Genomic DNA, 25,950 nt, shown 5'->3' with positions numbered 1-25,950 from the left:
TCGGGTTTCGAGTTGATGGCAAGTCGGTGCCCTTCTTGGAAGTGAGCGGGCGTTGGAATGTTGAACGCTTGGGTCGGAAAGGTTGAGATGCTGACGCCTTTGGATGCAATGGAGCGACTGGTCGCACGGCTAAGGCCGGTGGACGCCGAGCGTGTCGCGTTGCATGCGGCGGCGGGGCGGGTGCTGGCGGAGGCGGTGCTGGCGGATCGGGACAGCCCGGCCCATGATGTGTCGGCGATGGATGGGTATGCGGTACGGCTGGGCGATCTGTCGAATGAAACGTTGGCGGTCGCGGGCGAGGTGGCGACGGGGCACGAGCCGCCTGAGATGCCAAGCGGCAAGGCGCTGCGGATTTTTACCGGCGGCTGCGTGCCGAGCGGGGCAGAAGCGGTGATTCGTCGGGAAGACGTGGAGGAAGCGCCTGCACAGATTCGATTGACCGTGCCGGCGGAGACGATTCGTGCGGGGCAGAACATCCGTCGACGGGGGGAGAATCTGGCGGCGGGCGCGGTGGTGGTGGAAGCGGGTGAGGTGGTGGGGCCGAGCGTGATGTCGGCGATGGCGAGTTTTGGTTGCGTCGAGCCGACGGTGTATCGACGGGTGCGCGTGGGGGTGGTGGTGACGGGGGATGAGTTGCTGGATGTGGCGGCGAGGCCTGAGCCTTGGCAGTTGCGCGACAGCAATGGGCCGGTGGTGGAGGCGATGTTTGGCGCGCTGCCCTGGGTGGACTGGCAAGGCGTGGTGCGGGTGCATGATTCGATGGAGGCTCTGACGGAAGCGTTGAGCGAGCAGTTGGCCGGGTGCGACGCGGTGCTGCTGACGGGCGGGGTGTCGATGGGCGATTACGATCATGTGCCGGCGGCGGTGCGCGAGGTGGGGGGGGAAGTGTTGTTTCACAAGCTGGCGATTCGGCCGGGCAAGCCGATGCTCGCGGCGGTGGGGCCGAGCGGACAGGCGATCCTCGGGCTGCCGGGCAATCCGGTGTCGGTGATGGTGACGGCCAGACTATTCGGCGCGACGGCGCTGCGTCGGCGGGCGGGCTTTTCGCGAGCGGATGCGCCGACGGCGATGGTGCGGTTGGTGAATGCGGACGAGAAGTCGCTTAGGTTGTGGTGGCATCGGCCGGTGCGGTTGGTGGGGCCCGGCGAGGCGGAACTGGTGGCGGGGATGGGCTCGGGTGATGTGGCCAGTGCGGCGCGGAGCGATGGGTTCGTGCGACTGCCTGCCGAGGCGGCGGGCGAGGGGCCTTGGGCGTATTGGCCTTGGAGTGTGTGATGGATGAGAAGTTGACGCATATGGATGAGGCCGGCCGTGCGCGGATGGTCGACGTGGGCGAGAAGGCGGTGACGCGTCGACGGGCGGTGGCCGAGGGACGCGTGCGTATCTCGCCGAAGCTGGCGGAGGCGATCCAACGCAACGCGCTGGCGAAGGGCAATCTGCTCGAGGTCGCACGGCTGGCGGGCATTCAGGCTGCGAAGCGGACGGATGAATTGATTCCGCTGTGTCATGGCTTGCCGTTGGACGCGGTGCATGTCGAAGCGTGGGTGGATGATGGTTTCGTGCACCTGCGGGCCGAGGCGATCACGAACTGGAAAACCGGTGTGGAGATGGAAGCGCTCACGGCAGTGAGCGTCGCGGCGCTGACGGTGATCGACATGGGCAAGGCGATCGACAAGGGCATGGTGATCGAAGCGATCCGCCTGCTGGAGAAGACCGGCGGACGCGGCGGGCCGTATCACGCGGAAGCGAACAAGGGCGGCAAGGGCGAGGTGAATGACGATGCATGATGCCGCGAAAATGCTGCCCGCGCGGGTGGCAGTGCTGACGGTGAGCGACCGTTGCTCGCGTGGCGAGGCCGCGGACACGTCGGGCCCGGCACTGGTGGCGATGGCGCGCGAGCGGCTTGGGGCGGACGTGGTGGCGACGGCGTGTGTGGCGGATGAGGTCGAGGCCATCGGCGCGCAGTTGCGCATGTGGGCGTGTGAGGCGCCCGCGCCCGACCTGGTGTTGACGACGGGGGGAACGGGGCTCGCGCCGCGCGACGTGACGCCGGAGGCGACGGCGGCGGTGCTGGAGCGTCGGCATGAGGGGTTGCTGGAACTGGCCCGGCGACGCTGCTACAAGAAGACGCCGCGTACCTACCTGTCGCGCGGCGAGGCGGGCACGCTGGCACGGACGTTGATTATCAACCTGCCCGGCTCGCAGCGCGGCGCGACGGAGATGCTTGAAGCGTTGCTCGATATTTTGCCGCACGCGATCGAAACGTTGCGCGGCGATGTGCAGGACGACGGCCGAGGCGAGGTGGTTCGTCATGAGCGATGAGGCATGCAGGCATGAGCAGTTGTCGGCCTACGTGTTGGCGGGGGGGCAGTCGCGGCGATTCGGTTCGGACAAGGCGCGGGCCTTGCTCGATGGCGAGCCGTTGGTCGTGCGGCTTACTCGACAGCTGAAGCCGATGTCGCGGTCGGTAACGGTGATCGCTGGGCAGGCGGACGCGTATGCGGACCTGGGGTTGCGGACGATTGCGGATGTGCACCCCGGCTGCGGCCCGATGGCGGGGCTGCATGCGGCGTTGCGTGATGTGGGCGAGGGGGGTGGCGATTGGTTGTTGTTGTGTTCGTGTGACATGGTGATGATGCGGCCGACGTGGTTGGCGGCGTTGCTGGGGGCGCGTGGTGAGGGGGGGCAGGCGGTGGCGTTTCGCGCGGAGCGGTGGCATCCCTTTCCGGGACTGTATCACCGGTCGCTGTTGGAAGAGGTGGAGCGTCGGTTGGCGGGCGAGGCGTTGCGGATGCAGGGGTTGCTGGATGCGGTGGGGACGGGGTTGGCGTTGCCGAGTGATTGGCCGAGTGTTGCGCAAGCGAATACGCCGGGCGCGTTGGCGCGGGTCGCGCGGGACAATCGGCGGTGATCGTCGAGCCGAGGCACCTCGCCTGCGCCTTTCGGCGCCATCCCGATGTGGACACGGAAGAGGCGGGTGAAATGAAACGGGGCGTGATAGCCGACGTCGATGCGGTGATTCACTGACACAGCGTGCTAACGCCTGTGCGGTCTATCGCTGTCGAGGACACCGCCTCATAGGGTGTCGGCTGTCGTGAACGATTGCCGAGGGGCGAGCCCCGCGGATCAGGCTTCGGCTTTCCGGTCCGCCTTCTTCGCCCATTTCTGGTAATCCAGCTTCACGCCTCGCACTGGCAGCGACTCGTGGCCTGTGCGATGTGCTTCAACTCGTGACAACCGGCCGCCGGGGCGTTCAAGTCGCAGCGTCAGCAACTCCACCTGCCGGCGCGGGAACGGCAGGATGCGTTTGTGGCCGATGGTTCGGCCGGCCGCAAGGGTCTGGCCTTGCTCATCCAGCAGTTCGAAGCCGTCGATGTGCTGTCCCTCCCGAAGGTCTTCCCATAACACCAGATGATCCAGATCCACCGGCTGAGCGAAGCGGAGCAGGATGTGGCGTTTGTCTGGTTGGATCGCCGCAACCTTGGGGCGAGCGAAGCGGCGCTGGATTTCAGCCCATGCCTCCAGCAATCAGTCGATGCGCTGCGTCGACAATCGCGTTCATCCTCGCAAGAGATTGAGCCAGGGCCCACGATTGAGATTCTTACAGATGAGCAATATCAATCGCGCGAACAAGCCTCGGCGATGAGCCGGCCTACAAGTAAACAGAAATGAACCACTGGATTGAAGAAGAGATCCGTCTGGAAAGAACGCATAGTGACTGAGCCACAGCCGCAGGAAGTCTATGCCGTCTATAAAAAATATTGTGAAGAGCAGGGGGGTTATATGCGCGCTTTCACCAGGGCCCACGCCGACCCGACTGGTATCCAACCGTCGGCGGACAATGAATCCATATGGAAGTCATGCAGTACATGAGACCAAGCATGTATAGAGGACGTGGCCCTCGCCACGTTAGCTGTCCGATGCTGGAGGGGCATCCGTTACCCCTGTGCCTGAGACAACAAATACGATTTACGTCGTATGAGAGATGCCATGACTGATAAGTTTGACCTTCGCCGCGCATACGACCTAAGTGGTCGTGTTGCGCTGGTCACAGGAGCCAGCCGAGGGATAGGCAGGGCAATAGCCATAGCGTTGGGAGACTGTGGTGCAACGGTTGCCGTTCACTATGTGGGCGCTACGGAGCAGGCACAAGAAGTTGCTGACCGGATCGGCCATGGAAGCGTGATTGTCCGGGCGGACTTGAAAGAGGCCCAAGCCGCACAGGGCATTGTGGAAAGCGTCACCGGTCGACTTGGGCCAGTTGACATCCTCGTGCTCAATGCGTCCGTGCAATTCCGAAGAAGCTGCTATGAGGTGAACCGTGGCGAATTCGACGAACAGATCAACGTAAACTTTCGATCATCTTTTGAGTTGATTCAGTTGATCTCGCCCGCCATGATCGAGCGAAAATGGGGGCGTATCCTCACTGTCGGGAGTGTACAGCAACAGCGGCCGCATTCGGAAATGCTCCCCTATGGAGCGAGTAAAGCAGCTCTTGAACATGTTGCGCGAAACTTCGCAAAGCAACTCGCGCCACACGGTGTCACGATAAACAATCTTGCACCAGGTGTCATTGAGACAGATCGTAACGCGAAGATATTGGCCGACCCTGACGCACATGATCGCATTGAGAAATGGATTCCAATGCGTCGCATTGGTCGCACGCATGACTGCGTTGGGGCGGCACTGTTGTTATGCAGTCATGCCGGTGCGTATATCACAGGTGTTGACCTGCATGTCGCAGGCGGCGCTCAACTTCCATAGGTCGATCATCCCACTAAACCGTGCGACCGCGAAAGTGAAGGACAATATGCACCAGAAAATGAACACTGACAAGTTACAGCAAAGCCGTGATACCATCGAAAGCGTCGAGCTATCCATACCCGAAAGCGAACTGTGTGCGCGTTTCGAGAAGCTGTATTCGGGTGCGGTGAATGATGTGTTGCGGGAAATGTGCATGCCTTCTCAGGCACTCCCGCCGGAGATCATGCCGTTGCGTGATGAGATGGTGGTTTGCGGGCCGGCTTTCACCGTGAAATCTGTGAAGGACCCGACCATGGGCGGGGAGTTGGAGATGCGTGTAAAGATGCTTGACGATCTTAAACCGGGGCATATTGTCGTATGGAACGCCCATGGCCAAATGCGTGCCAGTCACTGGGGTGGTGTGATGACGCAGGCCAGTCTCAAGGCTGGTTGCCGCGGCGCGATCATAGACGGCGGCATTCGCGATACCAAAGACATTCTCAGTCAAAAGTTCCCCATCTGGTATCGCTATCGGACCAGTACAGGCGCGTTGGCGCATACCAAAGTGGTGTCGTATCAAACGCCGGTGTTTGTAGGCGATGTCATCATCAAGCCAGGCGACATCATCCTCGCGGATATTGATGGCGCGTTGGTCATCCCACGTCAAATGGCGGTTGGCGTGCTCGAGCGTGCAGAGCAGATCGAACGCAACGAAGGCGAGATCAAGGAATGGGTTGACGCCGGTCTGAGTGCTGCGGAAATTCATGACCGCGGTGGATATTTTTGAAGGCCTACTGACCTGCCGGAAGAAGTACGCGTTACATTCACCACGTCTTCCCAGTGGAGGTACTGGCAGCGAAGTTGGGGGCATGAATGAGCAGAGCCACAGGAACGCCCTGCCTAAAGTGTAAAGAGCAAAGCAAGAGAAAGCTTCTTGTCATACCTCATAAACACAGGAGATGCTCCCATGGCTGACGAACTGACCCAGCGCTTCATCGACGCGCTGCACAGTGTGGAACAGCAGCAGGACATGGAGACGATGACGAGCCTGTTCAGCGAAGATGCGGAACTGATCAACGCCGCCCGCAACTTCAAGCCGCAGGGCCAGGAGGGCGCCCGACAGTTCTGGCAGCAGTACCGCAGCGCCTTTGACACCATTTACTCCGAGTTCACCTCCGTGAAGGAAGGCGACGGCTTTGCGGTGCTCGAATGGCACGGCTCGGGCACGCGGCAGAACGGCCAGCCGCTGGAGTACGACGGCGTGAGTGTGATCGAGCACGACGGCGGACACATCCGCCGCTTTGCCACCTACTACGACTCCAGCGTCTTCGTCGGCGCCAGCGAACAGGGCGCTTCCGGCACCAAAGGCGGCGGTTCAAGCTCGTGATGGACACCGCGACAAAAAGGCTGCTGGAGCAGGCGAAGCAAATGTTGGGCCAGGTGGTGGCGGTGGTCCCGCACGCGGATGCCGACGGTCTAGCCGCCGGTGCTATTGCCTGGCGGCCGAGACACTTGATGCGGTGGCGGGGGTGGCGGCTTCGACCAGAGGAAGCCTTCCCCGGGCACGGCCTTCCGGCAGTCGAATGCCTGGACCGCCCTCAGTAAACCAAAAAATCTTTGCCAACCGCTGTCGATCCCGGTCGCCCCCGAACGACCATTTTATGGACACGGTGATTGCACCCCCGATTCAAGGAGCAACCCATGAAATACGTGTGCCTGGTTTACGGCGACGAGAAGGCGATGCATGAATTTCCGGACGAGGAGTGTGTGGCCTACAGCGAGGAGATCGGCGCCAGCGGCCATCGCCTCGGCGGGGAGGCACTCCAACCGGTGGAGACGGCGACGACCATCCGCGTTCGCGGCGGCAGCGTTTCCACCACCGACGGCCCCTTTGCCGAGACGAAGGAGCAGCTCGCCGGCTTCTACCTGATCGAAGCCCGCGATCTCAACGAAGCCATCCGACTCGCCTCGCGCATCCCCCCGGCCCGCATCGGGAGCATCGAGGTCCGGCCGGTGCGGGAGCTTATGACGCAGCAGCCACGCAGCGCCGGTGCTGCCGCGGAGGCACCGTGATGTGTCCCATGTGCCTCACCACCGCGATCGTCGTCGCCGGCGTCGCGTCGGCCGGCGGCGCGACGGTGCTGCTCATCAGCAAGCGTCGCGTCGGAAACGATGCGAGAACAGGGGTGAAGGAACAGGCTGAGCCTGACACGAACACCGAATCGAACAGGAGTGCGCCATGAGCAAAACCACCACGCCACAACACCCGGCTGTCTCTCGCGATGCGTGGATTGAGGCGCGGAAGGCGCTGCTTGTGAAGGAGAAGGTGCACATGCGTCAAGGCGATGCGCTCGCTGTCGAGCGGCGGGCCCTTCCGTGGGTGAAAATCGAGAAACGCTATCTCTTCCAGACGGAGCAAGGTGAGCGGACACTCGCCGAACTGTTTGATGGTTGCAGCCAGCTCATCGTCCACCATCTCATGTACGCGCCCGACTGGGACGCTGCCTGCCCCGGCTGCTCGTTCCAGGCGGAGCACATTGACGGCCCCGCCAGACACCTTCAGCATCACAATGTCCGGATCGTGGCTGTCTCCCGCGCACCGATCGACAAGCTCCTCACCTACCGCAGGCGCATGGGCTGGCGTTTTGAGTGGGCCTCCTCCCTCGGCAGCGACTTCAACTACGACTTCCATGTCTCCTTCACCCATGAGCAACTGGCCAGGGGCACGGTGAACTACAACTTCGGGACGATCGACACCGATCCGCGCTATCAAAGCGAGGATCTGCCCGGCGTCAGTGTGTTCTTCAAAGACACGGCGGGGCAGGTCTGCCACACCTATTCGACTTATGCCCGTGGTCTGGACATGCTTCTGGATGCGAATCATTATCTCGACCTCACGCCCGAAGGCCGGAACGACGCCGCCTATCCGAACTGGCCCCGTCGTCACGATGAGTACGGGGATGACTTGAAATCCTGCTGCGGCTCGTGAATCACGGCCGCGGCGCAACAATCAACAACCCTTGCTGAAAGGAAACAACCCATGGGCACGACAACAACTCCCTCCGCCGCCGAGGCCGAGATTCTCGAACTGGTGGATCGCTACGTGGAAGCCATCCGCAGCGTGGACGCCGAGCGAATCGCCTCGCACTACGCGCCGGACATCCTCGCGTTCGACGCCATCGCGCACCTTCAATTCAAGGGGGTGGAAGCGTACAGGAAGCATTGGGAAGCGTGCATCGCCATGTGCTCATCGGAAGGGATGACCTTTGAGCTGCATGAGCCGAGCATCGCGGTGAATGGCGACGTCGCCTTCGGCCACTGGCTTTGCCGATGCGGGCCGGGGCCGGATGAGTCCGGCAAGGAACAGGCAGCCTGGATGCGCGGGACCATTGGCTTTCGCAAGACGGACGGCAAGTGGACCATCGTGCATGAGCATTGGTCGGCGCCGTTCGATCCGGAAAGCAACAAGGCGATGTTCGATCTTCAGCCGTGACGATTTGTTCAAGTAAATGATCGGTATGGCAAGGGCCACCGTCGCGGCAGCGGCTGCCCCTTCTATGTCAGGCGATGTTTCCTCAACTCAACTGAAGTAGAAGCAACATGGAAAACATTCAAACGATCACCCCCTGTTTATGGTTTGATGGCCAGGCTGAAGAGGCGGCGACGTTCTATACCTCCGTCTTCAAGAATTCCAGCATCGGCCACGTCACTCGCGTGGGCGAAGCCTCGGCCAAAGTTTCCGGGCAAGTGGTGGGATCGGTGCTGGCCATCGACTTTCAACTCGATGGGCGGCCGTTCAGCGCGATCAACGGAGGCCCAATGTTCAAGTTCAACGAGGCCATCTCGTTTCAGATCAACTGCCAGACGCAGAACGAAGTCGACTATTACTGGGAGAAGCTTTCCGCCGTTCCGGAAGCGGAACGCTGTGGCTGGCTCAAGGACAGGTTCGATGTGTCATGGCAGGTCATTCCCATGGTGCTGTTCAAGATGCTGGCGGACCCCGATCCTGAAAAATCTCAGCGGGCTATGCAGGCCATGCTGCAAATGAAGAAGCTCGACATTGACAAGCTGGAGCGAGCGTATGCGGGATAGCACCGGGCTTGCCGATTTTTGCCAACATACCTCAACAGGCAGGAGCAAAGCATGAAAGTCATGGTTCTGGTTAAAGCGACGCCGAGGTCCGAAGCGGGCGAGATGCCGAGCGAACAACTTTTTGCCGAGATGGGCAAGTTCAATGAAGAGCTGGCCAATGCCGGCATCCTGCTCGCCGCTGGGGAAGGCCTGAAGCCGAGCTCTGAAGGTATTCGCGTTCGCTTCTCCGGAAAGGACCGCGCCGTCATCGACGGCCCGTTCGTCGAGACGAAGGAACTCGTCGCCGGCTTCTGGCTCTGGCAGGTGAACTCGATGCAGGAGGCGATCGACTGGGTTAAGCGTTGTCCCAATCCGATGCCTGACGATTCCGAGATCGAGATTCGGCCGATCTTCGAGGCGGACGATTTTGACGAGGTGTTTACGCCTGAGCTGCGTGAACAGGAGGAGCGTTTGCGCGCGAAGCTTGAGAAGCGGTAGCCCCCGAACATATTCGCGGTGTCCTGCTCAAAGTACTCGCGGTAACATCATGGTGTTCGGCCAGGTGAAGCCGAGGGCTCGACGCCATGAACCGGGATGCCGCAGAACCAATGCATGAAAAGGTGGACGCCATCTACCGCGCCCAGTCGCGGCGGGTGTACGCCACGCTGGTGCGTCTGCTGGGCGACTTCGACCTCGCCGAGGAGGCGATGCACGACGCCTTCGCCGCGGCGGTCGAGCAGTGGCCGTGGGCGGGCGTGCCTGCGAATCCGCGGGCCTGGCTCGTCTCGACCGGCCGCTTTAAGGCGATCGACACACTGCGCCGCCGTGCTCGCTTTGATGCGTCGCTGGCGCAGCTCGCGGAGCGGCTGGGCACTGCCGCCGAGGCTCCCCCTATCGTGGAGGACGAAGGCGTTGTCGATGATCGCCTGAGACTGATCTTCACCTGCTGCCACCCCGCGCTGCCGCCCGATGCTCAGATAGCGCTGACGCTGCGCGAAGTGTGTGGGCTCACGACCGAGCAGATCGCCCGCGCGTTTCTCACCACAGCGCCGACCATCGCCCAGCGCATCGTGCGCGCCAAACGCAAGATTCGCGATGCGCGCATTCCCTACGACACACCGGCGCGTGACGAGTTACCCAGCCGGCTGGATGCCGTGCTCCGTGTGATCTATTTGGTGTTCAACGAAGGCTATTCCGCGTCATCCGGTGATACGCTGACGCGACCCGACCTCTCCAACGAAGCGATTCGACTGGCTCGTCTGCTGATCGACCTGCTGCCCGAGCCCCCGGAGCCCGACGCGATGGGGTTGCTGGCGCTGATGCTGTTGCACGAATCACGCCGTGCCGCGCGCACTTCGCCGGCGGGCGAACTCGTGCTGCTCGAGGAGCAGGATCGCTCGCTGTGGGACCGGAAGCTGATCGCCGAGGGCACGGCGCTGGTGGAGCGGGCGTTTAGCTCAGGCCGTATTGGCCCGTACACGCTCCAAGCTGCGATTGTGGCCGTGCATGCCGAGGCACCCACCGCCGCCGCGACCGACTGGTCCCGGGTCGTTGATTTATATGCCGTGCTGTTGCGTGTAAACCCTTCGCCCGTGATCGAACTGAACCGCGCTGTGGCAATCGCGATGCGCGATGGTCCGGCGGCGGGTTTGACGCTGATCGACGCCCTCCTGGCCCATGGCGCGTTGGAGGAATATCAACCGGCCCATGCCGCCCGAGCCGACCTGTGCCGCCGGCTGGGCCGAACGGCCGAAGCCCGCATTTCCTACGAACGCGCTCTCACGCTCACGCGACAAACGCCCGAGCGTCGCTTCATCGAAAGGCGGTTGCAGTCGCTGCACCTCAGCACATGAATAAGGCAGTCACGTCGACGAACACGCACACTCCGGCTGCCGACAGCGATGGTCGATCGGCTGATTGCGCCCGTCCAATTCGATCTCACAGCAGGCCAGCAGCGCCTCACGCAGCTTTGTCCGCCCGCGCTGCACGCGCGATTTCATGCCCGAGAGCGAGACGCCGGCCCGTTCAGCGGCCGCCTGCTGGGTCAGCCCTTCCAACTCGCTCCAGCGCAGGGCCGAGCGATACGGTTCCTCCAACTGCTCCACGATTTGCAGCAGGCACCTCGCCAGGCTCTGCACCGTCTCCGGGTTGGCCTCCGGCTCGTTCGCTTTGGGTTCCACTTCCGTCAGGTCGGCTGCACGCGCTTCGGGCCGGGCCGCTCGTCGCCGACGGTGGTCGACGATCGCGTTGCGGGCGATGCGGTAGACCCAGCCGCGCAGGTGCTCGGGCGGCTCGCCTTGCTGCAGGTGGCGGTGCATCTGCAGGTACACTTGCTGGCGCAGATCCTCCGCATCGGCCGGGTTGTTCACCTGCCGGCGGAGGAATGCATCCAACTCTCCACGAAATTGCTGCCAGAGCGTCTCGGTGGTCATACAGGTTCAATCATAGGCATAAACTGCCGATCGGCCCACGACTGGTGAGCCGATCGGCAACGCAACATCATGTCCTGCGACTTATCCGCAATCGCAGGTGCACGTGCAGGTGCAGGTGCCGCCCTCGCACTTGCACTCGCATTTCGGGTTTTCGCTGGCGTTGTTCATGCGGATCGTCTGGCTATTCAGCATGGTGATGCTCCTTGGAAACAGCAGGATCGAGTTGGCATCGGCCCATCCGGTGCCTTCACCCTCGAAGACGCACGCCGGGCGAAAAGGACGCAACAGAGGCGGAGAAAAGCGAGCGGTTTCGCTTGCTCGAGCTTCCTCGGCCACTGCCATTACCATGGAGATCGAGAGGAGCCGTGCCATGGACACGACGATCGAGACGTTGCTGCTGGGCTGGCGCGAGAACGGCCAACTCGCCCGGCAGCTGCTGGCCGATATTCCCGACGAGGCGATGACCGATCAGCCGGGCGGGGTGGTCAACCATCCGGCTTGGACGCTGGCGCACCTGAACCACTACCACACTGCGATCTTGAGCCTGGTGCGGGGCGAGCCGGTGGCCGATCCGGGTGAGCAGCCCAATGCCGAGCACTACGACGCCGGCTCCACGCCCGTGGACGATCCAGCCCGGTACCCGAGCAAGGCTGAGCTGCTGGCGGCGTACGAGCAGGTCCATCAGGAAGTCGAGCAGCTTTTGCAGGATGCTCCGCCGAAGCGACTCACTCAGCCGCCGGGGCTCGAGCGGTGGGCGGAGGGCTTCGGCACTACCGCCAAAGCGCTGAGCTACCTGATGATCTTTCACGAGTCGGTACACCTGGGTCAGGTGATGGCCTGGAAACGGGCGATGGATAGGTAGTAGCCAAAGCCATATCAACATGCTAATCTCAATGGCCCCTCTGTAATCTGTGAACCGGGGAATCGGCTTAACAATTGAATAATCCATTTTTGGGAGACGAGGAAGATGCGCAATCACGCTGCTCGGGGAGGCACTGCTGTCTTGGCTGTGGGCGTTTCACTGTTGACTGCATCCAGCGTGTTCGGGCAGTCGATTGACGCGTTCTGGACGGATAATTCTGACGGTGACTGGCTGTCGCCGTCCAACTGGTCAAGCGATCCGCTTGCTCCGGTAAACCCCGATGATCGGGCAACGGTTGATCGGCCCGGCCTTTACACGATTACACTCAATCAGAATCTGGCCATTAGCGATCTCTGGTTCGATGCGGCCGATGCGACGCTGACCGGTTCAGGCTCGCTGTCGCTGAATTATCTGGGTTGGCAGAACGGCACCATGAGCGGCGAAGGCACGACGTCGACCGGGTGGCTGGACGTGTACGGTGACATGACACTCGTCGGCCGAACGCTGGAGGTTCGCGAGGGAATGTACTGGCATTCCGGAAATATCGTGGCGTCGGAAGGGGCAACACTACGGGTAGGCATCCCAGATTGGTGGACGTCCGTCAACCTTCAGGGGTCCGGCTCCTTCGGGAACGCCGCCAAGGATGCGCGCGTTCAAGTGCTGGAGCAGGCAAGCTTGTTCTACACCGGGTCGACAACGCACGAGTTCCGCGTGGACGCGGCATTCGACAACGCCGGCTATGTGAGTGTGGGCGGTAGGAATACGCTGGTGCTCAGCGGTGGCGGGCACAGCACCGGCACGTTTACGACCCAGTCACACGGCCAGATCGAGTTCGCCGGCGGCCATCACCTGATTGAGGGTACGGCACTGGAAGCTGGCCAGTACATCCTCAGCGACGGCACGCTGGAAATTCAAAGCGATTCCAACCCCTGGACGTCTGATTCTACATCGCTACAGATCACCGGCGGATTGCTGACAGGCTCGGCTGCACTGTCGGCCGCGTATCTGACCTGGCAGGGCGGCTCGATGAGCGGTGATGGATCTACGGCGGTCAATCAGTTGGAAATGCAGGGCAACACGACATTGATCGGCCGAACGCTGGAAGTCTCTCAGCGACTGGAGTGGCAATCGGGCAGCAGCATTCTGGCGTCGGAAGGGGCAACCCTTCGACTGGGTAATCCGGATGCGTGGGTGTCCATCGTTGACCTTCGCGGCTCCGGTTCCTTCGGCAACGCCGCTAAAGACGCGCGGGTCCAAGTGCTGGAACACACCAACCTGCATTACCACGAAGCCACGGGCAGCACTCATGCGTTCCACGTGGACGCGGCGTTCGACAACGCCGGCGAGGTGTATGTGTATCGCAACAACACGCTGGTGCTCAGCGGCGGTGGGCACAGCACCGGCCGATTCAATCTCTATGCGAACGGCTGGGACGACCCCGGTGCAGCCCGGGTCGAGTTCGCCGGCGGGCATCATGTGCTCGAAGGGGTGGAACTCGATGGTGCGCGAGGCCAATACGTTCTCAGTGACGGTACGCTGGAGATCCGGGGAACCGTGACCGGCGGGAACAACTTCCAGATGCTGGGGGGAGCCATCACGGGGGCCGGCACCTTGGCGCTCGGCCAGCTTGATTGGCGTCAGGGCACGATCAGTGCCCATGAATGGAGTGCGGGCCAGGTCTGGGTCGGTGGCGATGTCGAGATGGTCGGCCCGACCCAGTTCTGGACCGATGGATTGCAGTTCAGCACTGACGCGTCACTTGATCGCTTACGCCTGTCCATTCTGGATGGCGTAGATTTTCAGTTCAGAGGCTCGGCTGTCACATTGCACTCGGATTCGGGCGTTCCCGCGGAGGTGCTGATCGAAGGTGCCGGCTCTATCTTCCAAGCTCCATCAGTGAGCATTGGTATCAACAGTCTCGACCCGACGGTCACCGGCCGACTGACCGTCGGCGAGGGTGGCGTGGTGGAGACGCAATCATTCACAGTCCACGATACCGGCCGACTGCACCTGACCGGCGGAACCGTGAAAGCGGCCTACGGCATCACCATGTACGGCCTGCTCGCCGGCGAAGGTACGATCGAAGGGAACCTCATCAACGAAGGTTCAATCCAACCCGGGCAGTCGCCGGGAACGCTGACGATCGAGGGTGATTTCACACAGAACGCGCTGGGCCAACTGGTGATCGAGATCGCCAGCCTGATGTCGGGCAGTTTCGATCAACTGCTGGTCAGCGGCGATGCCATCCTGGGGGGGGAGCTCGAGGTAATACTGCTCGAAGGCGCATACTTCATGCAGGGCGACACCTTCGAAATTCTCACCGCTACGTCCATCGCCGGCTCGTTCGACAGCGTGATTCTGCCCACCGACGAATGGGGCCAGTCCATCTTCGCATTCGTGCAAGATGGCAACCATCTGACGCTGACCGCCTTGCAGACCGTGCCTGAGCCGGGCACTCTGGCCCTGCTGGGCCTGGGCCTGATTGCCCTGCATCGTCGCCGAAGGATCGCCTGATCATTGTGTTGATCCCCTGTAGCGAACATCGCCTTGATGGCAACTTGTATCACTGGCATCAGTCGGCCCAAGTCTCTGGTTTCGAGCGAGGAAAGGCCGAGAAACTCTCGGCGTTCATTGAAGCGACGCCCCCTTTGTTGCTGGACTTTTTCGAAAGCGTGGATCCATGTGGCGGTGAAAGGCTCCATCGCGAAGCTTGACCCGGCCACGCCGATGACGGTGAACTATATTTTCGGCGTCTGTGCGATTCCTGCTGACTTCGCGCGGGTGGATGCCGTCGAACCCTCGGCCACCGGTGTGCAATTCCGCTCCGGCAACGTGACTGTCGACACCGGTCTGTATCTTGACTGGCTGAAGGAGACGCAGCCTTGAACGCCAAACTTACTGGCATTTTCACACTCAACCTCGCTGCGCGTCATCAGACGGCGAGTGCATGCAGACGAATTGCGATGCGCGGAACCCGATCAGACTCCGATGTGGTCGATCTACGTGTCGACGAAGGCCGCCTGTCGGACGAAGCAAAGCCTGAGCTGATCGGAGCCTCGCAGAACCGAACCATCAACATAAGGTAAAACAATCGCCAGCGTGTATCCAGACCGAAGTTGCCCTCATGCGGAGCACGAAACACCGGCGTACCTGTCGCAGGAATCATGCGTGCTCCCGGCTGATGAGCTGGCTGGTCATGCCGCCATCGGCGAGGAGGTTCGCGCCGGTCACATAGCTGGCGTCATCGCTGAGCAGGAACGCGGCCACTTGTCCCATCTCACGCGGCGTGCCCACTCGGCCGGCGGGGATGTTCGCTCGCCAATGGGCCAGGCACGCTTCCTGGTCGACTGCCGCTGCCTGGATGTCCTGCCAGATCTTCGTGTCGATCAGCCCCGGGCTCAGGCAGTTGAACCGGATGCCTCGGCTGGCGTATTCCACTGCCAGCGCCTTGGTCATGCCAAGCACGCCCCATTTGGCGGCGTCATATGAGGCTGCCCCGGGCAGGCAAGCCTGGGTGTGGACGCTTGCAATGTTCACCACGCTGCCCGAACCATTGGCAAAAAAATGCGGCATGCAGGCGTGGGTACACAAAAACGTGCCGCGAAGGTCGATGCTGATGACGCGGTCCCACTCGGCGATGCTCATCTCGTCAAATGGCTTGACGAAGTTGACACCTGCGTTGTTGACCAGCCCATCAATGCGGCCGAACCGCTCGTGCACCTGCGCCACCGCCTCGGCCACCTGGCCCTCATCGCTGACGTCGCACGCGACGCTGATCGCCTCGCCACCGCCGGTTTGCAGTTTCTCTGCCACACGCTCGGCCGAAGCGGCATCTCGATCAAGCACCGCCACCGCGCCGCCTCGCTCGGCAATGACTTCCGCGATGCCGACCCCGATCCCAGAGCCGGCCCCGGTGACGATTACGACCTTCCCAGTGAGCGTTGTCATACGTGAAAACTACTCCTCAAAAGATCGGGTGACAAGGGAACCTCAGTCGGCGTTCGCTGTGGAGGGTGGTTGAAGCCGGTAGCAGGCGATGGCGTTGTCGTGAAACAGCCGCTGCCTTTCACGAGCGGGTGGCGCCGTCGAGCGTTTCAACTCAGCGACCCAAAGGCGACGCCAGTGTACACACCGGCCAGTCGCCGCCGAACATCGCGCTCGGGCGCAAGCTGATCATGGATGAAGTCGGTGATCACAATGCGGGCTGGACGTTGGTTCATGGACTGTCCCCAGGGTGCTGGATACACGGTGCATAGTTTGGTCGTGACGAAGCGGGTATCGGTCGACGCTGCTCGTTTGGGACGGCCGCGTTGAGATCGCCACAGTCGCGGCTCATGGGGGCGTGGCCTCACCCGGTCTCGTTTTACGCTGACGGTAAATCGATCCAAAAGGGGCTAAGCCATGCGCAGTGCCCGTCGCTCTGACGCACACGCACATAGTAATAGACGTTTTCAAGGTGCCGTCCCGGTCTCTGGTCAACCCATTCTCCCTCGTAATCCAGGCTTCCACCTTGCGCAGGCAAGTCAGCAACGACAACGCCGGCACTGATAATTTGCACCTGTACGATTGGCGCGGTGCCTTGAATCCTGATACGTATCAGCCTTTGCGCGTCCGGATCCAACTGCAATTCCGATCCCATCGGGTGATCATTGAGCGTGGCATCGGCAACAATCCGCGCTCCTGATGTCGCATAACACCGTCGGCTGTGAAGCGCTTGAAAGATAGACGTCGTGTTCAGAACAGATGTCTGAACCGCCGTGATGCCGCCTCGACCCGGCCAGCCTACATGACTGTCCGACCGCCCCGAGAAACCGACCCGGTACCCCCGTGTTAAGGCCGTTCGCACACTTCCGCCTAGACCGCTACCGCTCGAACGCCAGTTCTCATCTACCTGCTCGGTCTCTTGTGACCGGCCTTCTCTTATGATCTCGACGATGCGCGTCAGGTCATACTCCACCGCCCGGGGCCAGTTGAATGAATACCACACAACGCGGCCGTCTTCCGGATTGACGACGCCACCTGAATCCGTGATTGGATGGCAAGGGCTTAACATTGACTGCCCCTTTGGACAGTGTTTGAGAATGGCCCGCCATGGGAGCCGATGGGGTTGCGATTGGAAATCGGGCCGAACTGCGTCCGGAAAACCCTTAAGCAGGTAACCCATCACATCAAAGTTTTTTGCGACAAGATGCACATGGCCTTGACGAAACGATAATTCCACTGCGGGCAGCGTGCAGAATCGCTCTGGATCATCGAATTGACGACAAATGGACGCCTGTTCCGCATAGGCTCGATCACCGAATCTGCCTGTAATGCCCATGTGGTCGCCTGGTCCGGCGAAATCCAGACCGACGCAATCACGGGCGTGAGCCAGCGTCTTTTCAAGACTTTGCTGACCGTCGCTGAACTCGGTATGCCAGTGGAAATCACCGAAATAGATCGGCGTGCCATCCATCGCTCGGGGCATCGCGTCGCTTACGACCTCATCTCCCTCAGGCAAGATCGCCTTGTAACGTCGCGAGCCCTCTAACGGCGTACGTTTGAGGATGGAGCAATTGGCCGAGGCGGTACGCGGATACCCGAAGGCATCATACTCACGCACCCACAGATCACCTCTTGCATTCTGGTGGACTGCCGTGGAATCTCGGGGCCCCTCCGTGAACGTCACTTCCACGTCATGGCTAATCACACGACCTTGCGTATCCTGAAGGTTAGTGATTCTTTCGAGCACCCACTGGCCTTTGATGCCCGGCGCTGCAAGCGGCGCCGTCGTCGGTTCCATGTTCACACAGATCCCGGCGCCCGCGGAAAGATGCGTCTCTGTCTTGAGCACAGCCAGCGACTTGAGCCTGGCGTGCAGTTTCCAATCGGCCTGCATCTCCTCATACGAAAACCGGTGTTCGATTGATAGCGGCTGCTCTGAATCCTCAAGCCAGGCCTTCGCCACCCTGAAGTTTCGAAACATCGTGCTGTTACTTCCCCGGATGCGAAGCAAGGAGCCGGCCGGCACGGCTTCATCCAACTTCAGAAGTACAGTCTGCGCGTCTTGTTCGGCGATGGTCACTTTCATAAGGTCGAATCGCTGTCAGGCCTCCGAATTCAAAATCGGATCGAAATGCGTCGAGCCTACATGCTGCAGTCGTCGATCACGATCGCCACGGGTTTATGGCAAGCGACGCTCAGGTTGAACAGGACACTTGACGGCCAGCGACTCAGTTCGTGGCCAGCGGGCATTTAATATGCCGCTCTCGACCTCGCATCGGATTGGGGTTGTAGCGGGCTTGGCATCGGCGGGCAACAGTTCCAATGCAAACGCCAGCCAATGAGGCTCCGTTAGCGCGTTTAGCGTCAACGCCGTTTCCAGCCCATTGTGCAAAACTGCGTCCACGACGGCGGAATCGACCTGCTGATGACTTTGCCAGTCGGGTGTTGTACCACATGGAAACTGGCCCACGCCTTCGGGAGCATGCACCACGACCTTCCAATCATTCGTTTGAAGCGTGAATCGGCTGTTGTCCAGTTGTGTGACCATTACCCCTTTGCCGTGCAGTTCGATTCGTAGACGCAGATCGCTGAAGTGAAACGTACCGTCCGCGGGGCGGTCCAGGTGCAGGTGGTAGTCGCCGCCGTCCTGAAGCAGCGTCATCACCGAAAGCGTATGCGAGCGATTCTGCTCGGTGTGCAACAGCCCTGATGCCCAGTCGCGGCCATCCTTGAGCAAACGCACGCGCAGCGTCACAGCGAAATCGTCGGAACTCGCGATGTAGCCGATCAGCGGTCGGCATTGCGTCCATAGGGTGTCGCGGTTGATACTGGCAAGGGTGACCTGATCGTGCAGCCAGGTCGTGCCGATCAGTGCCTGTCGCTCGTGACCTTCCGATCCCTGGCGGAAACGGTGACGACGTTGTACGTCTGACTTGCTGAGTCTTTCGAAGTAAGGCAAGTATTGCGGCGGACAAGGCAATGGCTGTACGCCGACCTCTTCACCATCGATATTCTCAGCATTCGTTGCTAAAGGAGTGCTAAACGATGAGCCCACCCGGCGACGCAAGCGAGCCACCGTGCTAGTCAGAAGCGTGTCGTGATAAGTGCGCGCATGCGGCCCGGCCCATTGGCCGGTAACGGGGTGATAGTGCTCGGCGATCGTCGACCAGACACGCTGACGTAACGTTTCGGCGGCGTCGCGCGTCGCAGCGTCCTGCACCAGTTGCAGACATCGCTCGACCTCGGCCAATACAACCATGGTGTAAGTCGGGCTGTTGTACTCGGCGAAGCCGCCGTGGTGCTCGGCATGGGCAACAACCTGTTGCAGTCGTCGTCTGCCGTAACTCACCAGGCTCGGCTCATCAAGCAGCTCACCCGCCGCAGCCGCGACAACCCCACCCATCACAGCGATGTTCGTGTAGCTCGGCTGCACGTTCCGCCGAAAGATCGACCACGCAGCATGCCCCAGGGCAGTACGCGTTGCCTCCATCACGTTGCCGGGCAACCGGTCTGCATGGTCGGCCAGCACCACCGCCAGGCGAGCACCACAGAAATCAGCCCAGTTCCAGTCCGGCGGAGCCATCTGCGAAAGCGGCTCTTCGAGGAACCACGGCCAGATGCCGTATGTCGCCGAACAGGGATCGGTATCCTGCAACAGCAGCACCTTGCGAAGCACATCACCAGCCCGCTTAACATGCTTGGCCTCGCCCGCTGTCAACAGCAGCAGCACATAGTCAAGCGCAGTGCGAGTCGAATGCACCCGCATGCCATCCGGCAGCGTCGTGTGATAACCCGGGCTGGCGATCGTTTCGCCAGGAAGGCCATGCTCCGGATCATAGCGTTGTCCCCACCGATCAAGCACGGCGATGCAGGGTTTCAACTCATGGAGTTTTGTGTGCACCATCGCTGCGACTCGGCGTCATCAAGGAAGGCATACCACTCGTCCTGAACAAACAAGACGATTCATACTGTCACCGTGATCTCGTCGAAGTGCAAAGCATGCCAGCGCTGTGAAGCGCTGGCACACAGTTGGTCAGTCAGTTCAGTTTCGGCGGCGCCTCAGAGCCAGCAGCGCACCGAGTCCCACCAGCGCAGCCGAGGCCGGCTCGGGAATGACGGTAAAATTGTCCCAGCGACTCTGCGACGTCGCCGCGGCGATCCCGATGTAGCCAGCGCTCATATTGCCAGCATGAATCATGTCGATGACGCTGGTGTCGTTGTAGAAGACCTGATGACGATCGCCTTCAAACTCAATCCGGAGGGTCCCGGTCTCAAAATCTACGCCTGGCCCGAAATCATAGGTGGCGAGTTGAGTGTTTGCGTAACGGAGTTCGATATCTTCCGTTCCTGCCCAATTTTGGCGAATAACTACTTGGTAGGTATTCGTGGCTGAGAACAAGTTGTATGCGTCGCCCTCACTCGGTGCCCGATAGGTGACACCGGCGCGGTTACGCGTCAGCTCGGCGAGGTCGACCGAAATGATTGCGTCGGCGACAGTGAATCCGGCCACCGCGACACCGTGGTTCCCCGCATCGTAGAGGCGTAGCAGATTGCTGTTGATCCTGGCATTGGCGCCGCCCTCTCCGCCGGATTCCGACCAACTGTGAACGCCGTCCGACATGACGCCGAGCGTCTGGCTATTAGGACGATTGAAATCGTCCTGAACGAGAAACGAAGCGGATGCCGACGAAGCGAAGCCAAGAGCCAGTGCGGCAAAGGGGACGGCAAGCAGGTTACGGATCGAGCTTCCAAGTGTTTCTGGACGGGCAATTGACGGTCGAATTTGATGCAACATGTTCTCTTCCTTTCAACGATTTACATAAAATGAGGACGCAAACGCAAGTGAGTCAAAACTGTCGAACGGTCTATCTGGCACGGGCATTCAGCACGTAGGCCCGTACCGCGAACGGTTCCATTTCATCGTGTATTTTCTGCTGATGGACTTCATACCGACGCCACGAAATCCGGTCATACACCGCGTCGGGCAGCACTTCGAACCCACTGAGGGTGAAGGTCACCTCGACCGGCTCTTTCCGGTTATTAACGGCAAGCAGCAGGTAGCTGGTTTCGTCCTTCTGCCGGACGATGTACGAGACATCCGGAATGCCCTCAACGGGAACGTGCTCCAGCCGGCCTTCGTTGACGACGGTCTGGATCCGCTCCGGAAACTCCCGAAGATACTCGGCAGTTGAAGCACTGCGATTACTGGTCACCAGTTCATCGCGCACTTCGCCAAGAAACCAGGGGGCCAACGCGTCTACTTCTCGCATCGTGGGATAGATGACCGCGCGACGATATTCCAATGAAGCCCGGCCAAGTCGCCAGCCCAGTATGCCTTGGGCCCCCTGTGTCACGGGCGCAAAATACAGGTAACGCATTTCCAGCCGTGTCGGCGCACGCCAACGATCGTCGCCCGGCCAGTTATCGCAGATCCCTGGCATGTAGACGAAGGACTTGCCAGTCCCGCGAACTGCTTCGGCCGCCTTGGAGGCATCATAAACGACGTTATATAGCGGGCCAGTTAGCGGTTCGTCCTTAAAATATGTCGGATACTCATTGGGCACGTTGACATCGTATAAAGGCTCTGTGTCTTCATACATATTCCACCAAGCGATGGTGGGCATGACGTAGGCCTCCGGCGCCAGCTCCTTGATCATTTCATACGACCAAGCCAGCTCCTCAGCCAGCCAGGGACCGAGGCCGATGTTGATGTTCCCTTTTTCCCTTTGTTCCTTATGAAAACGATGCAACTGATTTTCAGGCTCGTCGTAGGTCCAGTAGCCGAGTGTTTGGGGGTGATCGGCAGTGACGTCAAGAAGCGTTTTCAAATGCGCTTGCATCTTCGGCAGCAACGCGGGGTCTCTGGCCGCGTCGTTCAGTACATGGCCGGGGAAATAGATGTAGGCGGCATCCAGCTCCCAGGCGTCCACCCGGGCAATACGCTCCTTCAGCTGCTCCTTGAACGCTTCAGTCTCGGTCGGCGGATGCGTGCTGCCAATGATGAACGCGTTTCCGCCAGCGGCCGCCCACTCATGGGCATCCTCGTCGCGCGGTGCGTCATAAGTGCCCAGCACAAAGATGGGCTCACCCTTGAATTGCAACGGCGGTATGGCGCTGGGGGCGTCGGACGCTGACGCAACATGGGGTATACCGAGTGACATCATCGCGATCGCGGCGGAAGTCATGGTGGCGAGCAAATGGTGTCGCGATCGGTGAATTAGGGGCAATGAAGTCATTCTCATCAATCCTCGTTATGTGAACTGGAAGCCGTTGGAAGCCGGCGCTGGTTGTTGATGTTATTGAGCGTCGCCCCACCAGCCCTTGCCGTAGAGATCCCATAAGGTTTCGTCAATGGTGGTCTCATGTGCGTTTCTCGTCTGGGCATGGCCATCGGCGAAGAGCACATTGGCGGTCTCCGCTGGATGCCGACCGTTGAGGCGACGGGCACCGGAGAGAGAGTGGCGAATCTCGAATCGCTCTTGGGGGCCGGACGCAACAAAAACTTGCGACGTTGTCAGGCCCCAACTGTCGCCGATCGTCACCGTTCGTGAAGGCTCATGCAGGTCCGGCAGTCGTGAGCCGGGCAGTCCGGGCGGCCCCACGTTGTTCACCTGGTTGTAGCCGTAGCCGATGGTGTGCACTCCGATTGAGGGCCACTGTAGTTCCCCGGACGGGCAATTGAAGATCACATTGAGCGGGACGTCCATGTAGTGACGATGCAACACACGGAACCACTGGGAGCTGCCGGAAAAATTCTTCAGCGGGAAGTAGTCATTGTTGTCACCCAGGTACATGTGAAGCGCCAGCCCCATTTGCCTCTCCCCCGAGAGGCACGCGATGGTGCGCGCCTGCGCCCGCGCCCCCTGCAGGGCCGGGAGCAATATTGCTATAAGAATCGCGATAATCGATATGACCACAAGAAGTTCAATTAATGTAAACCCGACACCATACCAGCCGAGGTGCCCCGGCCGGGCCCTCGGGGAATTTCTCTGTGATACGTATGTCATGATTATTCCTTCCTTTGCTGATATTTTGAAATGCATGTAAAAGGGCGACACTCTAGATCATGTCGCATCAACCCAGCTTTTTGATCGTTCCCCGATCAAGGAATGGCAGTTGCAGTTTTCGCTGGGAGAAATATGACGGATCGTCAATCTTCTTGAGAAGCGTTTCCAACAGTCCTTGGCTCAACTCCTGCCGAGGGTGGACCAGACCGCTAACATCGCTTTCATCACAAAAGTCGTAGCAGGTCATCAGCGAGACATCGTCTGGCACACGCAAACCCCGCTTCGCCAAGCCTGTCTTCACACCGGCCAGTAATTGCTGCTGCGCGCAGTAAACCGCGGTGGGCGGCTCTTCTCGATCAAACAGTTTCCCCACAAGCTCTTCGCCGATCGCCGCCAGTTGATCCGGACCGCACCTGAAGGCACGTGCATATGACCCGACACACCAGTAATCATGGAAGTTGAAGCAAATACCCTTTTCCAACAGGTTCTGAACGAAGCACGTCCTGAGGTGGTCGATGTAGCCTTTAACGCTCGTTTCCAGGCCAATGTAGCCAATGCGTTCATGACCCAATGAAACGAATCGCTCCACCGTTTCGCGCATGGAACCTTCGTTGTCATAGTCCACAAAGCTCAGGGGCAACGGTTCGCGCGGGTCGTTGCCAAGCACCGCTGGAATATCGGTCTGAACAAGCTTCAACAGTTCTTCTCTCGGGTAGCCCCCGAGGAGAATCAATCCATCGACTCCCAAGCTGCTCAGAAGATCGACATCAACGTGGTCATCAGAATTTGGCAGCATCACCAAGGGGGAGCCCATGACGCGGGAGGCAGCATAAAGCTCGCTGATGATCGGAATGCGATCGATGCTGGCGTGGTTGAGCGTTCTTAACTGCTCCCCCTCGGGGAGGTAAACACCTGCCAGGGCGATCACGGGCATCTTCGCTGCCGCTCCCTTACCGTCGGCGGAGGGCACGGTAACAAACACGCCTTTGCCCGGCACGGACTTTAACAGCCGTCGCCCCTTCAGCGTGGCGATGGCATTACTGATAGTCGCAGGCGAAACATCATAATGCGCCGATAAGACCGCTCTCGGCGGCAGCATCGAGCCTTGTGGCCACTCACGCGACTTAAGCCGCTCAGCGAGATCCTGAATAACTGCCGTTGTTTTCACAGCTTAGTCTCATGGGGCCGTTATGGGCCAGATCCCAAAACATCCGCGATTGACCAAAATCGTCAACCCCAGAATATCCGGATATTCCGCCCTGTCAATGACTGGTCAAAATTTTGTAGGACGTCGTCATTTGGTGATCGCTGGGTGGAACGCTCGAATAACTGGACAGGTCTCTGCGCTGGAACCACACCTGGCCGCATGCGAAGCATTCAGCCGCATGGATCAGCCCCGCCCCGAAGCACGAGCCAAGACGATCACGGCATCGGGAACTTTCGCGAAGCGCGCCTTCACACCCGCAGGCGTATGAGACGAGGGCTGAGTTACTGGAGCTTCGGACCAGGTTCCGCCTGCATCGGATGGTCGCCCTCTCCCGCGAGGAGTTTCACGGTACTGTGAGTATGATCCGCCTACGCATGTGGTAGGCTATCCTCAGCAGGTGCACTTGCTCGGCGATGCGTTCTATAGCGGCAATGATGCATCGCTGACATACCCCAGTGCGCCGGGCTTCGCCGGCATGGGGGGCGGTGCGGCGACCCGTCACCTCGCAGAAGAACGCGGTTGGCCGCTACTATCAGCAGCATCATGAGGAGTATGAATCAATGTTGCGATTTGCCCTGATCGGTTGCGGCCAGCATGGACGCAACGCCGTCATGCCCGGCCTGCTTAAGCATGCCGGGCATGTGAAGCTCTGTGCGGTGGCAGACCTGCATGCGGAGAATCTTGAGTCCGCGAAGGCGCTGGGATGTGCCGTCTATACGGACTACAAGCAAATGCTCGTCGAGCAGCGGGTCGATGCGGTCTATATCGCGACCTTGCAGGAAGCGCACCTCGAGCAGGTGCTGGCAGCGCTGGCGGCGGGTCTGCATGTGGTTTGCGAAAAGCCGATGGCGCCCACGGCCGACGAATGTCGAACGATGATCGAGGCCGCGGAGCGGGCGGGCCGCCACCTGGTGGTGAATTTTGAAACGCGCTACCACCGTCACCACCAGCGGATTCGCCAGTGGATCGGCGATGGCCGAATCGGCCGCGTCGAAGCGATTCATGTGCAGGACTTCTGGGACGGTCACAAGCGGACCGGTTGCATGGCCGAGCGGCGGGCCCGACTGATGGATCGTGCGGGCGGCCTGGATTGCGGCATTCACAAGATCGATCTCGTTCATCATCTTTGCGGCAGCGGGCAATGGGCGAGCATGGAGGCGATGGGCGCCTGGCTGGGCGAAGAAGAGCGACTGCTCGCGCCGCACATTGCGATTCTCGGTCGGCTGGACATCGGCACATTGGTGACCATCAACGCGAGCCTGGGCTATGCCGCGGGCATCAAGCCGCGGCCGCGCCAGGATCTGTTGACAGTGGTGGGCACTGAAGGCGTGATCAGCCTGACGATGGACTCGCCGTCGATGCAAGCTTATGCCGACAGTACTTACAAAGCAACGCTCTACGATGACGCAGGTGACGAGCAGGTGGCGGCGGAATATCCAAACCACAGCATCGCGATCGGCCGACTGGTGGATGATCTTGCAAGTTATTTGGAAAGTGGAACCTGTCCGCCGGACCTGCCGCTTGGCGAAGCGGGGCTGAACGCACAGGTCATCGCGGAAGCCGCCAACGAGCGTGCGGTGGCGACGCGCCTGCGCCCGACGGCGATGCAGCAAGGGATGACCGAGGTATGAATATATTCACAGC

At 60.5% G+C, this 25,950-nt stretch carries 30 protein-coding genes; 19 read left to right on the top strand and 11 right to left on the bottom strand.

What is annotated here, in order from left to right:
- Positions 1-87 precede the first annotated feature (87 nt).
- Genes ACERK3_01750 through ACERK3_01735 form a run of 4 tightly spaced genes read left to right on the top strand, consistent with a single transcriptional unit; the run spans position 88 to position 2,911 of the window.
- The gene (locus ACERK3_01750) at positions 88-1,275 is read left to right on the top strand and encodes a molybdopterin molybdotransferase MoeA (protein MFA9477008.1); all 1,188 of its coding nucleotides are present in this window, start codon (positions 88-90) and stop codon (positions 1,273-1,275) included.
- Entirely contained in the window at positions 1,275-1,787 is a 513-nt protein-coding gene (gene moaC, locus ACERK3_01745) for a cyclic pyranopterin monophosphate synthase MoaC (protein ID MFA9477007.1), read from the top strand. Before ACERK3_01750 ends, moaC begins: the two co-directional genes overlap by 1 nt.
- Positions 1,774-2,322 (top strand): molybdenum cofactor biosynthesis protein B, encoded by a 549-nt coding sequence (locus tag ACERK3_01740; protein MFA9477006.1) that lies wholly within the window; start codon positions 1,774-1,776, stop codon positions 2,320-2,322. The genes moaC and ACERK3_01740 overlap by 14 nt, the downstream gene beginning before the upstream one ends.
- Complete coding sequence (locus ACERK3_01735) at positions 2,312-2,911, top strand: molybdenum cofactor guanylyltransferase (GenBank protein ID MFA9477005.1); 600 nt, start codon at positions 2,312-2,314, stop codon at positions 2,909-2,911. The genes ACERK3_01740 and ACERK3_01735 overlap by 11 nt, the downstream gene beginning before the upstream one ends.
- Positions 2,912-3,126: 215 nt before the next feature.
- On the opposite strand, the gene ACERK3_01730 is transcribed toward ACERK3_01735, so the two are convergent.
- Positions 3,127-3,528, bottom strand: a complete 402-nt coding sequence (locus ACERK3_01730) for a hypothetical protein (protein MFA9477004.1) — start codon at positions 3,526-3,528, stop codon at positions 3,127-3,129.
- Positions 3,529-3,990: 462 nt separating this feature from the next.
- Here ACERK3_01730 and ACERK3_01725 point away from each other — a divergent pair, with 462 nt between their 5' ends.
- From ACERK3_01725 to ACERK3_01680, 10 genes are all read left to right on the top strand, one after another.
- A complete protein-coding gene (locus tag ACERK3_01725) occupies positions 3,991-4,764 on the top strand; it encodes an SDR family NAD(P)-dependent oxidoreductase (protein ID MFA9477003.1) in 774 nt (257 codons plus the stop codon).
- Positions 4,736-5,530, top strand: a complete 795-nt coding sequence (locus tag ACERK3_01720; protein ID MFA9477002.1) for an RraA family protein — start codon at positions 4,736-4,738, stop codon at positions 5,528-5,530. The genes ACERK3_01725 and ACERK3_01720 overlap by 29 nt, the downstream gene beginning before the upstream one ends.
- Positions 5,531-5,710: 180 nt before the next feature.
- Positions 5,711-6,130: a nuclear transport factor 2 family protein gene (locus ACERK3_01715; GenBank protein ID MFA9477001.1), complete on the top strand. Its 420-nt coding sequence runs from the start codon at positions 5,711-5,713 to the stop codon at positions 6,128-6,130.
- 314 nt (positions 6,131-6,444) lie between these two features.
- Positions 6,445-6,816, top strand: a complete 372-nt coding sequence (locus tag ACERK3_01710; protein MFA9477000.1) for a YciI family protein — start codon at positions 6,445-6,447, stop codon at positions 6,814-6,816.
- An 8-nt stretch (positions 6,817-6,824) separates the two neighbouring features.
- Positions 6,825-6,986, top strand: coding sequence for a hypothetical protein (locus ACERK3_01705; GenBank protein MFA9476999.1), 162 nt, complete (start codon positions 6,825-6,827; stop codon positions 6,984-6,986).
- Positions 6,983-7,732 (top strand): DUF899 domain-containing protein, encoded by a 750-nt coding sequence (locus tag ACERK3_01700; GenBank protein ID MFA9476998.1) that lies wholly within the window; start codon positions 6,983-6,985, stop codon positions 7,730-7,732. Before ACERK3_01705 ends, ACERK3_01700 begins: the two co-directional genes overlap by 4 nt.
- Positions 7,733-7,783: 51 nt before the next feature.
- Entirely contained in the window at positions 7,784-8,236 is a 453-nt protein-coding gene (locus ACERK3_01695) for a nuclear transport factor 2 family protein (GenBank protein ID MFA9476997.1), read from the top strand.
- A 107-nt stretch (positions 8,237-8,343) separates the two neighbouring features.
- Positions 8,344-8,835 carry a VOC family protein gene (locus ACERK3_01690; GenBank protein MFA9476996.1) on the top strand — a complete coding sequence of 164 codons (492 nt, stop codon included), beginning with the start codon at positions 8,344-8,346 and terminating at the stop codon, positions 8,833-8,835.
- Positions 8,836-8,886: 51 nt separating this feature from the next.
- The gene (locus tag ACERK3_01685; GenBank protein ID MFA9476995.1) at positions 8,887-9,312 is read left to right on the top strand and encodes a YciI family protein; all 426 of its coding nucleotides are present in this window, start codon (positions 8,887-8,889) and stop codon (positions 9,310-9,312) included.
- 110 nt (positions 9,313-9,422) lie between these two features.
- Positions 9,423-10,667, top strand: coding sequence for an RNA polymerase sigma factor (locus ACERK3_01680; GenBank protein MFA9476994.1), 1,245 nt, complete (start codon positions 9,423-9,425; stop codon positions 10,665-10,667).
- Positions 10,668-10,676: 9 nt separating this feature from the next.
- Here ACERK3_01680 and ACERK3_01675 read toward each other — a convergent pair whose 3' ends face one another.
- Complete coding sequence (locus ACERK3_01675; protein ID MFA9476993.1) at positions 10,677-11,246, bottom strand: sigma-70 family RNA polymerase sigma factor; 570 nt, start codon at positions 11,244-11,246, stop codon at positions 10,677-10,679.
- Positions 11,247-11,327: 81 nt separating this feature from the next.
- Positions 11,328-11,618, bottom strand: a complete 291-nt coding sequence (locus ACERK3_01670) for a hypothetical protein (GenBank protein ID MFA9476992.1) — start codon at positions 11,616-11,618, stop codon at positions 11,328-11,330.
- On the opposite strand from ACERK3_01670, the gene ACERK3_01665 reads away from it, so the two are divergent.
- The 4 genes from ACERK3_01665 to ACERK3_01650 all read left to right on the top strand — a co-directional run bounded on the left by ACERK3_01665 (position 11,617) and on the right by ACERK3_01650 (position 15,194).
- Positions 11,617-12,108 (top strand): DinB family protein, encoded by a 492-nt coding sequence (locus ACERK3_01665; GenBank protein ID MFA9476991.1) that lies wholly within the window; start codon positions 11,617-11,619, stop codon positions 12,106-12,108. The genes ACERK3_01670 and ACERK3_01665 overlap by 2 nt on opposite strands.
- A gap of 162 nt (positions 12,109-12,270) precedes the next feature.
- Complete coding sequence (locus tag ACERK3_01660) at positions 12,271-14,622, top strand: PEP-CTERM sorting domain-containing protein (protein ID MFA9476990.1); 2,352 nt, start codon at positions 12,271-12,273, stop codon at positions 14,620-14,622.
- Positions 14,623-14,796: 174 nt separating this feature from the next.
- On the top strand, positions 14,797-14,994 hold the full coding sequence (locus ACERK3_01655; GenBank protein MFA9476989.1) for a hypothetical protein: 198 nt from the start codon (positions 14,797-14,799) through the stop codon (positions 14,992-14,994).
- On the top strand, positions 14,991-15,194 hold the full coding sequence (locus ACERK3_01650) for a hypothetical protein (protein ID MFA9476988.1): 204 nt from the start codon (positions 14,991-14,993) through the stop codon (positions 15,192-15,194). The genes ACERK3_01655 and ACERK3_01650 overlap by 4 nt, the downstream gene beginning before the upstream one ends.
- 76 nt (positions 15,195-15,270) lie before the next feature.
- Here ACERK3_01650 and ACERK3_01645 read toward each other — a convergent pair whose 3' ends face one another.
- The 8 genes from ACERK3_01645 to ACERK3_01610 form a co-directional block, all read right to left on the bottom strand.
- Positions 15,271-16,056: an SDR family NAD(P)-dependent oxidoreductase gene (locus tag ACERK3_01645; GenBank protein ID MFA9476987.1), complete on the bottom strand. Its 786-nt coding sequence runs from the start codon at positions 16,054-16,056 to the stop codon at positions 15,271-15,273.
- Between the two features lie 146 nt (positions 16,057-16,202).
- The gene (locus tag ACERK3_01640; protein MFA9476986.1) at positions 16,203-16,328 is read right to left on the bottom strand and encodes a hypothetical protein; all 126 of its coding nucleotides are present in this window, start codon (positions 16,326-16,328) and stop codon (positions 16,203-16,205) included.
- Between the two features lie 143 nt (positions 16,329-16,471).
- Entirely contained in the window at positions 16,472-18,178 is a 1,707-nt protein-coding gene (locus tag ACERK3_01635; GenBank protein MFA9476985.1) for a hypothetical protein, read from the bottom strand.
- Between the two features lie 93 nt (positions 18,179-18,271).
- Entirely contained in the window at positions 18,272-19,996 is a 1,725-nt protein-coding gene (locus tag ACERK3_01630; protein ID MFA9476984.1) for a hypothetical protein, read from the bottom strand.
- 138 nt (positions 19,997-20,134) lie between these two features.
- Positions 20,135-20,887 (bottom strand): PEP-CTERM sorting domain-containing protein, encoded by a 753-nt coding sequence (locus ACERK3_01625; protein ID MFA9476983.1) that lies wholly within the window; start codon positions 20,885-20,887, stop codon positions 20,135-20,137.
- Between the two features lie 70 nt (positions 20,888-20,957).
- A complete protein-coding gene (locus tag ACERK3_01620; GenBank protein MFA9476982.1) occupies positions 20,958-22,289 on the bottom strand; it encodes a hypothetical protein in 1,332 nt (443 codons plus the stop codon).
- A 99-nt stretch (positions 22,290-22,388) separates the two neighbouring features.
- Positions 22,389-23,099: a type II secretion system protein gene (locus ACERK3_01615; protein MFA9476981.1), complete on the bottom strand. Its 711-nt coding sequence runs from the start codon at positions 23,097-23,099 to the stop codon at positions 22,389-22,391.
- Between the two features lie 67 nt (positions 23,100-23,166).
- Entirely contained in the window at positions 23,167-24,267 is a 1,101-nt protein-coding gene (locus tag ACERK3_01610; GenBank protein MFA9476980.1) for a substrate-binding domain-containing protein, read from the bottom strand.
- Between the two features lie 599 nt (positions 24,268-24,866).
- Here ACERK3_01610 and ACERK3_01605 point away from each other — a divergent pair.
- Positions 24,867-25,937 carry a Gfo/Idh/MocA family protein gene (locus tag ACERK3_01605; GenBank protein ID MFA9476979.1) on the top strand — a complete coding sequence of 357 codons (1,071 nt, stop codon included), beginning with the start codon at positions 24,867-24,869 and terminating at the stop codon, positions 25,935-25,937.
- Positions 25,938-25,950: the final 13 nt, after the last annotated feature.

It is taken from the genome of Phycisphaerales bacterium AB-hyl4, from assembly GCA_041821185.1.
Lineage (GTDB): Bacteria > Planctomycetota > Phycisphaerae > Phycisphaerales > Phycisphaeraceae > Natronomicrosphaera > Natronomicrosphaera hydrolytica.
The sequence above is the reverse complement of the archived record's forward strand: the minus strand, read 5'-3'. Positions and strand labels throughout refer to the sequence as shown.

What these genes read in the sequence shown, in the direction of transcription:
- ACERK3_01750 (MFA9477008.1), top strand. Translation starts at nt 88, where the DNA reads ATGCTGACGCCTTTGGATGCAATGGAGCGACTGGTCGCACGGCTAAGG.
- moaC (MFA9477007.1), top strand. Translation starts at nt 1,275, where the DNA reads ATGGATGAGAAGTTGACGCATATGGATGAGGCCGGCCGTGCGCGGATG.
- ACERK3_01740 (MFA9477006.1), top strand. Translation starts at nt 1,774, where the DNA reads ATGACGATGCATGATGCCGCGAAAATGCTGCCCGCGCGGGTGGCAGTG.
- ACERK3_01735 (MFA9477005.1), top strand. Translation starts at nt 2,312, where the DNA reads ATGAGCGATGAGGCATGCAGGCATGAGCAGTTGTCGGCCTACGTGTTG.
- ACERK3_01725 (MFA9477003.1), top strand. Translation starts at nt 3,991, where the DNA reads ATGACTGATAAGTTTGACCTTCGCCGCGCATACGACCTAAGTGGTCGT.
- ACERK3_01720 (MFA9477002.1), top strand. Translation starts at nt 4,736, where the DNA reads ATGTCGCAGGCGGCGCTCAACTTCCATAGGTCGATCATCCCACTAAAC.
- ACERK3_01715 (MFA9477001.1), top strand. Translation starts at nt 5,711, where the DNA reads ATGGCTGACGAACTGACCCAGCGCTTCATCGACGCGCTGCACAGTGTG.
- ACERK3_01710 (MFA9477000.1), top strand. Translation starts at nt 6,445, where the DNA reads ATGAAATACGTGTGCCTGGTTTACGGCGACGAGAAGGCGATGCATGAA.
- ACERK3_01705 (MFA9476999.1), top strand. Translation starts at nt 6,825, where the DNA reads ATGTGCCTCACCACCGCGATCGTCGTCGCCGGCGTCGCGTCGGCCGGC.
- ACERK3_01700 (MFA9476998.1), top strand. Translation starts at nt 6,983, where the DNA reads ATGAGCAAAACCACCACGCCACAACACCCGGCTGTCTCTCGCGATGCG.
- ACERK3_01695 (MFA9476997.1), top strand. Translation starts at nt 7,784, where the DNA reads ATGGGCACGACAACAACTCCCTCCGCCGCCGAGGCCGAGATTCTCGAA.
- ACERK3_01690 (MFA9476996.1), top strand. Translation starts at nt 8,344, where the DNA reads ATGGAAAACATTCAAACGATCACCCCCTGTTTATGGTTTGATGGCCAG.
- ACERK3_01685 (MFA9476995.1), top strand. Translation starts at nt 8,887, where the DNA reads ATGAAAGTCATGGTTCTGGTTAAAGCGACGCCGAGGTCCGAAGCGGGC.
- ACERK3_01680 (MFA9476994.1), top strand. Translation starts at nt 9,423, where the DNA reads ATGCATGAAAAGGTGGACGCCATCTACCGCGCCCAGTCGCGGCGGGTG.
- ACERK3_01675 (MFA9476993.1), bottom strand. Translation starts at nt 11,246, where the DNA reads ATGACCACCGAGACGCTCTGGCAGCAATTTCGTGGAGAGTTGGATGCA.
- ACERK3_01665 (MFA9476991.1), top strand. Translation starts at nt 11,617, where the DNA reads ATGGACACGACGATCGAGACGTTGCTGCTGGGCTGGCGCGAGAACGGC.
- ACERK3_01670 (MFA9476992.1), bottom strand. Translation starts at nt 11,618, where the DNA reads ATGGCACGGCTCCTCTCGATCTCCATGGTAATGGCAGTGGCCGAGGAA.
- ACERK3_01645 (MFA9476987.1), bottom strand. Translation starts at nt 16,056, where the DNA reads ATGACAACGCTCACTGGGAAGGTCGTAATCGTCACCGGGGCCGGCTCT.
- ACERK3_01640 (MFA9476986.1), bottom strand. Translation starts at nt 16,328, where the DNA reads ATGAACCAACGTCCAGCCCGCATTGTGATCACCGACTTCATCCATGAT.
- ACERK3_01635 (MFA9476985.1), bottom strand. Translation starts at nt 18,178, where the DNA reads ATGAAAGTGACCATCGCCGAACAAGACGCGCAGACTGTACTTCTGAAG.
- ACERK3_01630 (MFA9476984.1), bottom strand. Translation starts at nt 19,996, where the DNA reads ATGGTGCACACAAAACTCCATGAGTTGAAACCCTGCATCGCCGTGCTT.
- ACERK3_01625 (MFA9476983.1), bottom strand. Translation starts at nt 20,887, where the DNA reads ATGTTGCATCAAATTCGACCGTCAATTGCCCGTCCAGAAACACTTGGA.
- ACERK3_01615 (MFA9476981.1), bottom strand. Translation starts at nt 23,099, where the DNA reads ATGACATACGTATCACAGAGAAATTCCCCGAGGGCCCGGCCGGGGCAC.
- ACERK3_01605 (MFA9476979.1), top strand. Translation starts at nt 24,867, where the DNA reads ATGTTGCGATTTGCCCTGATCGGTTGCGGCCAGCATGGACGCAACGCC.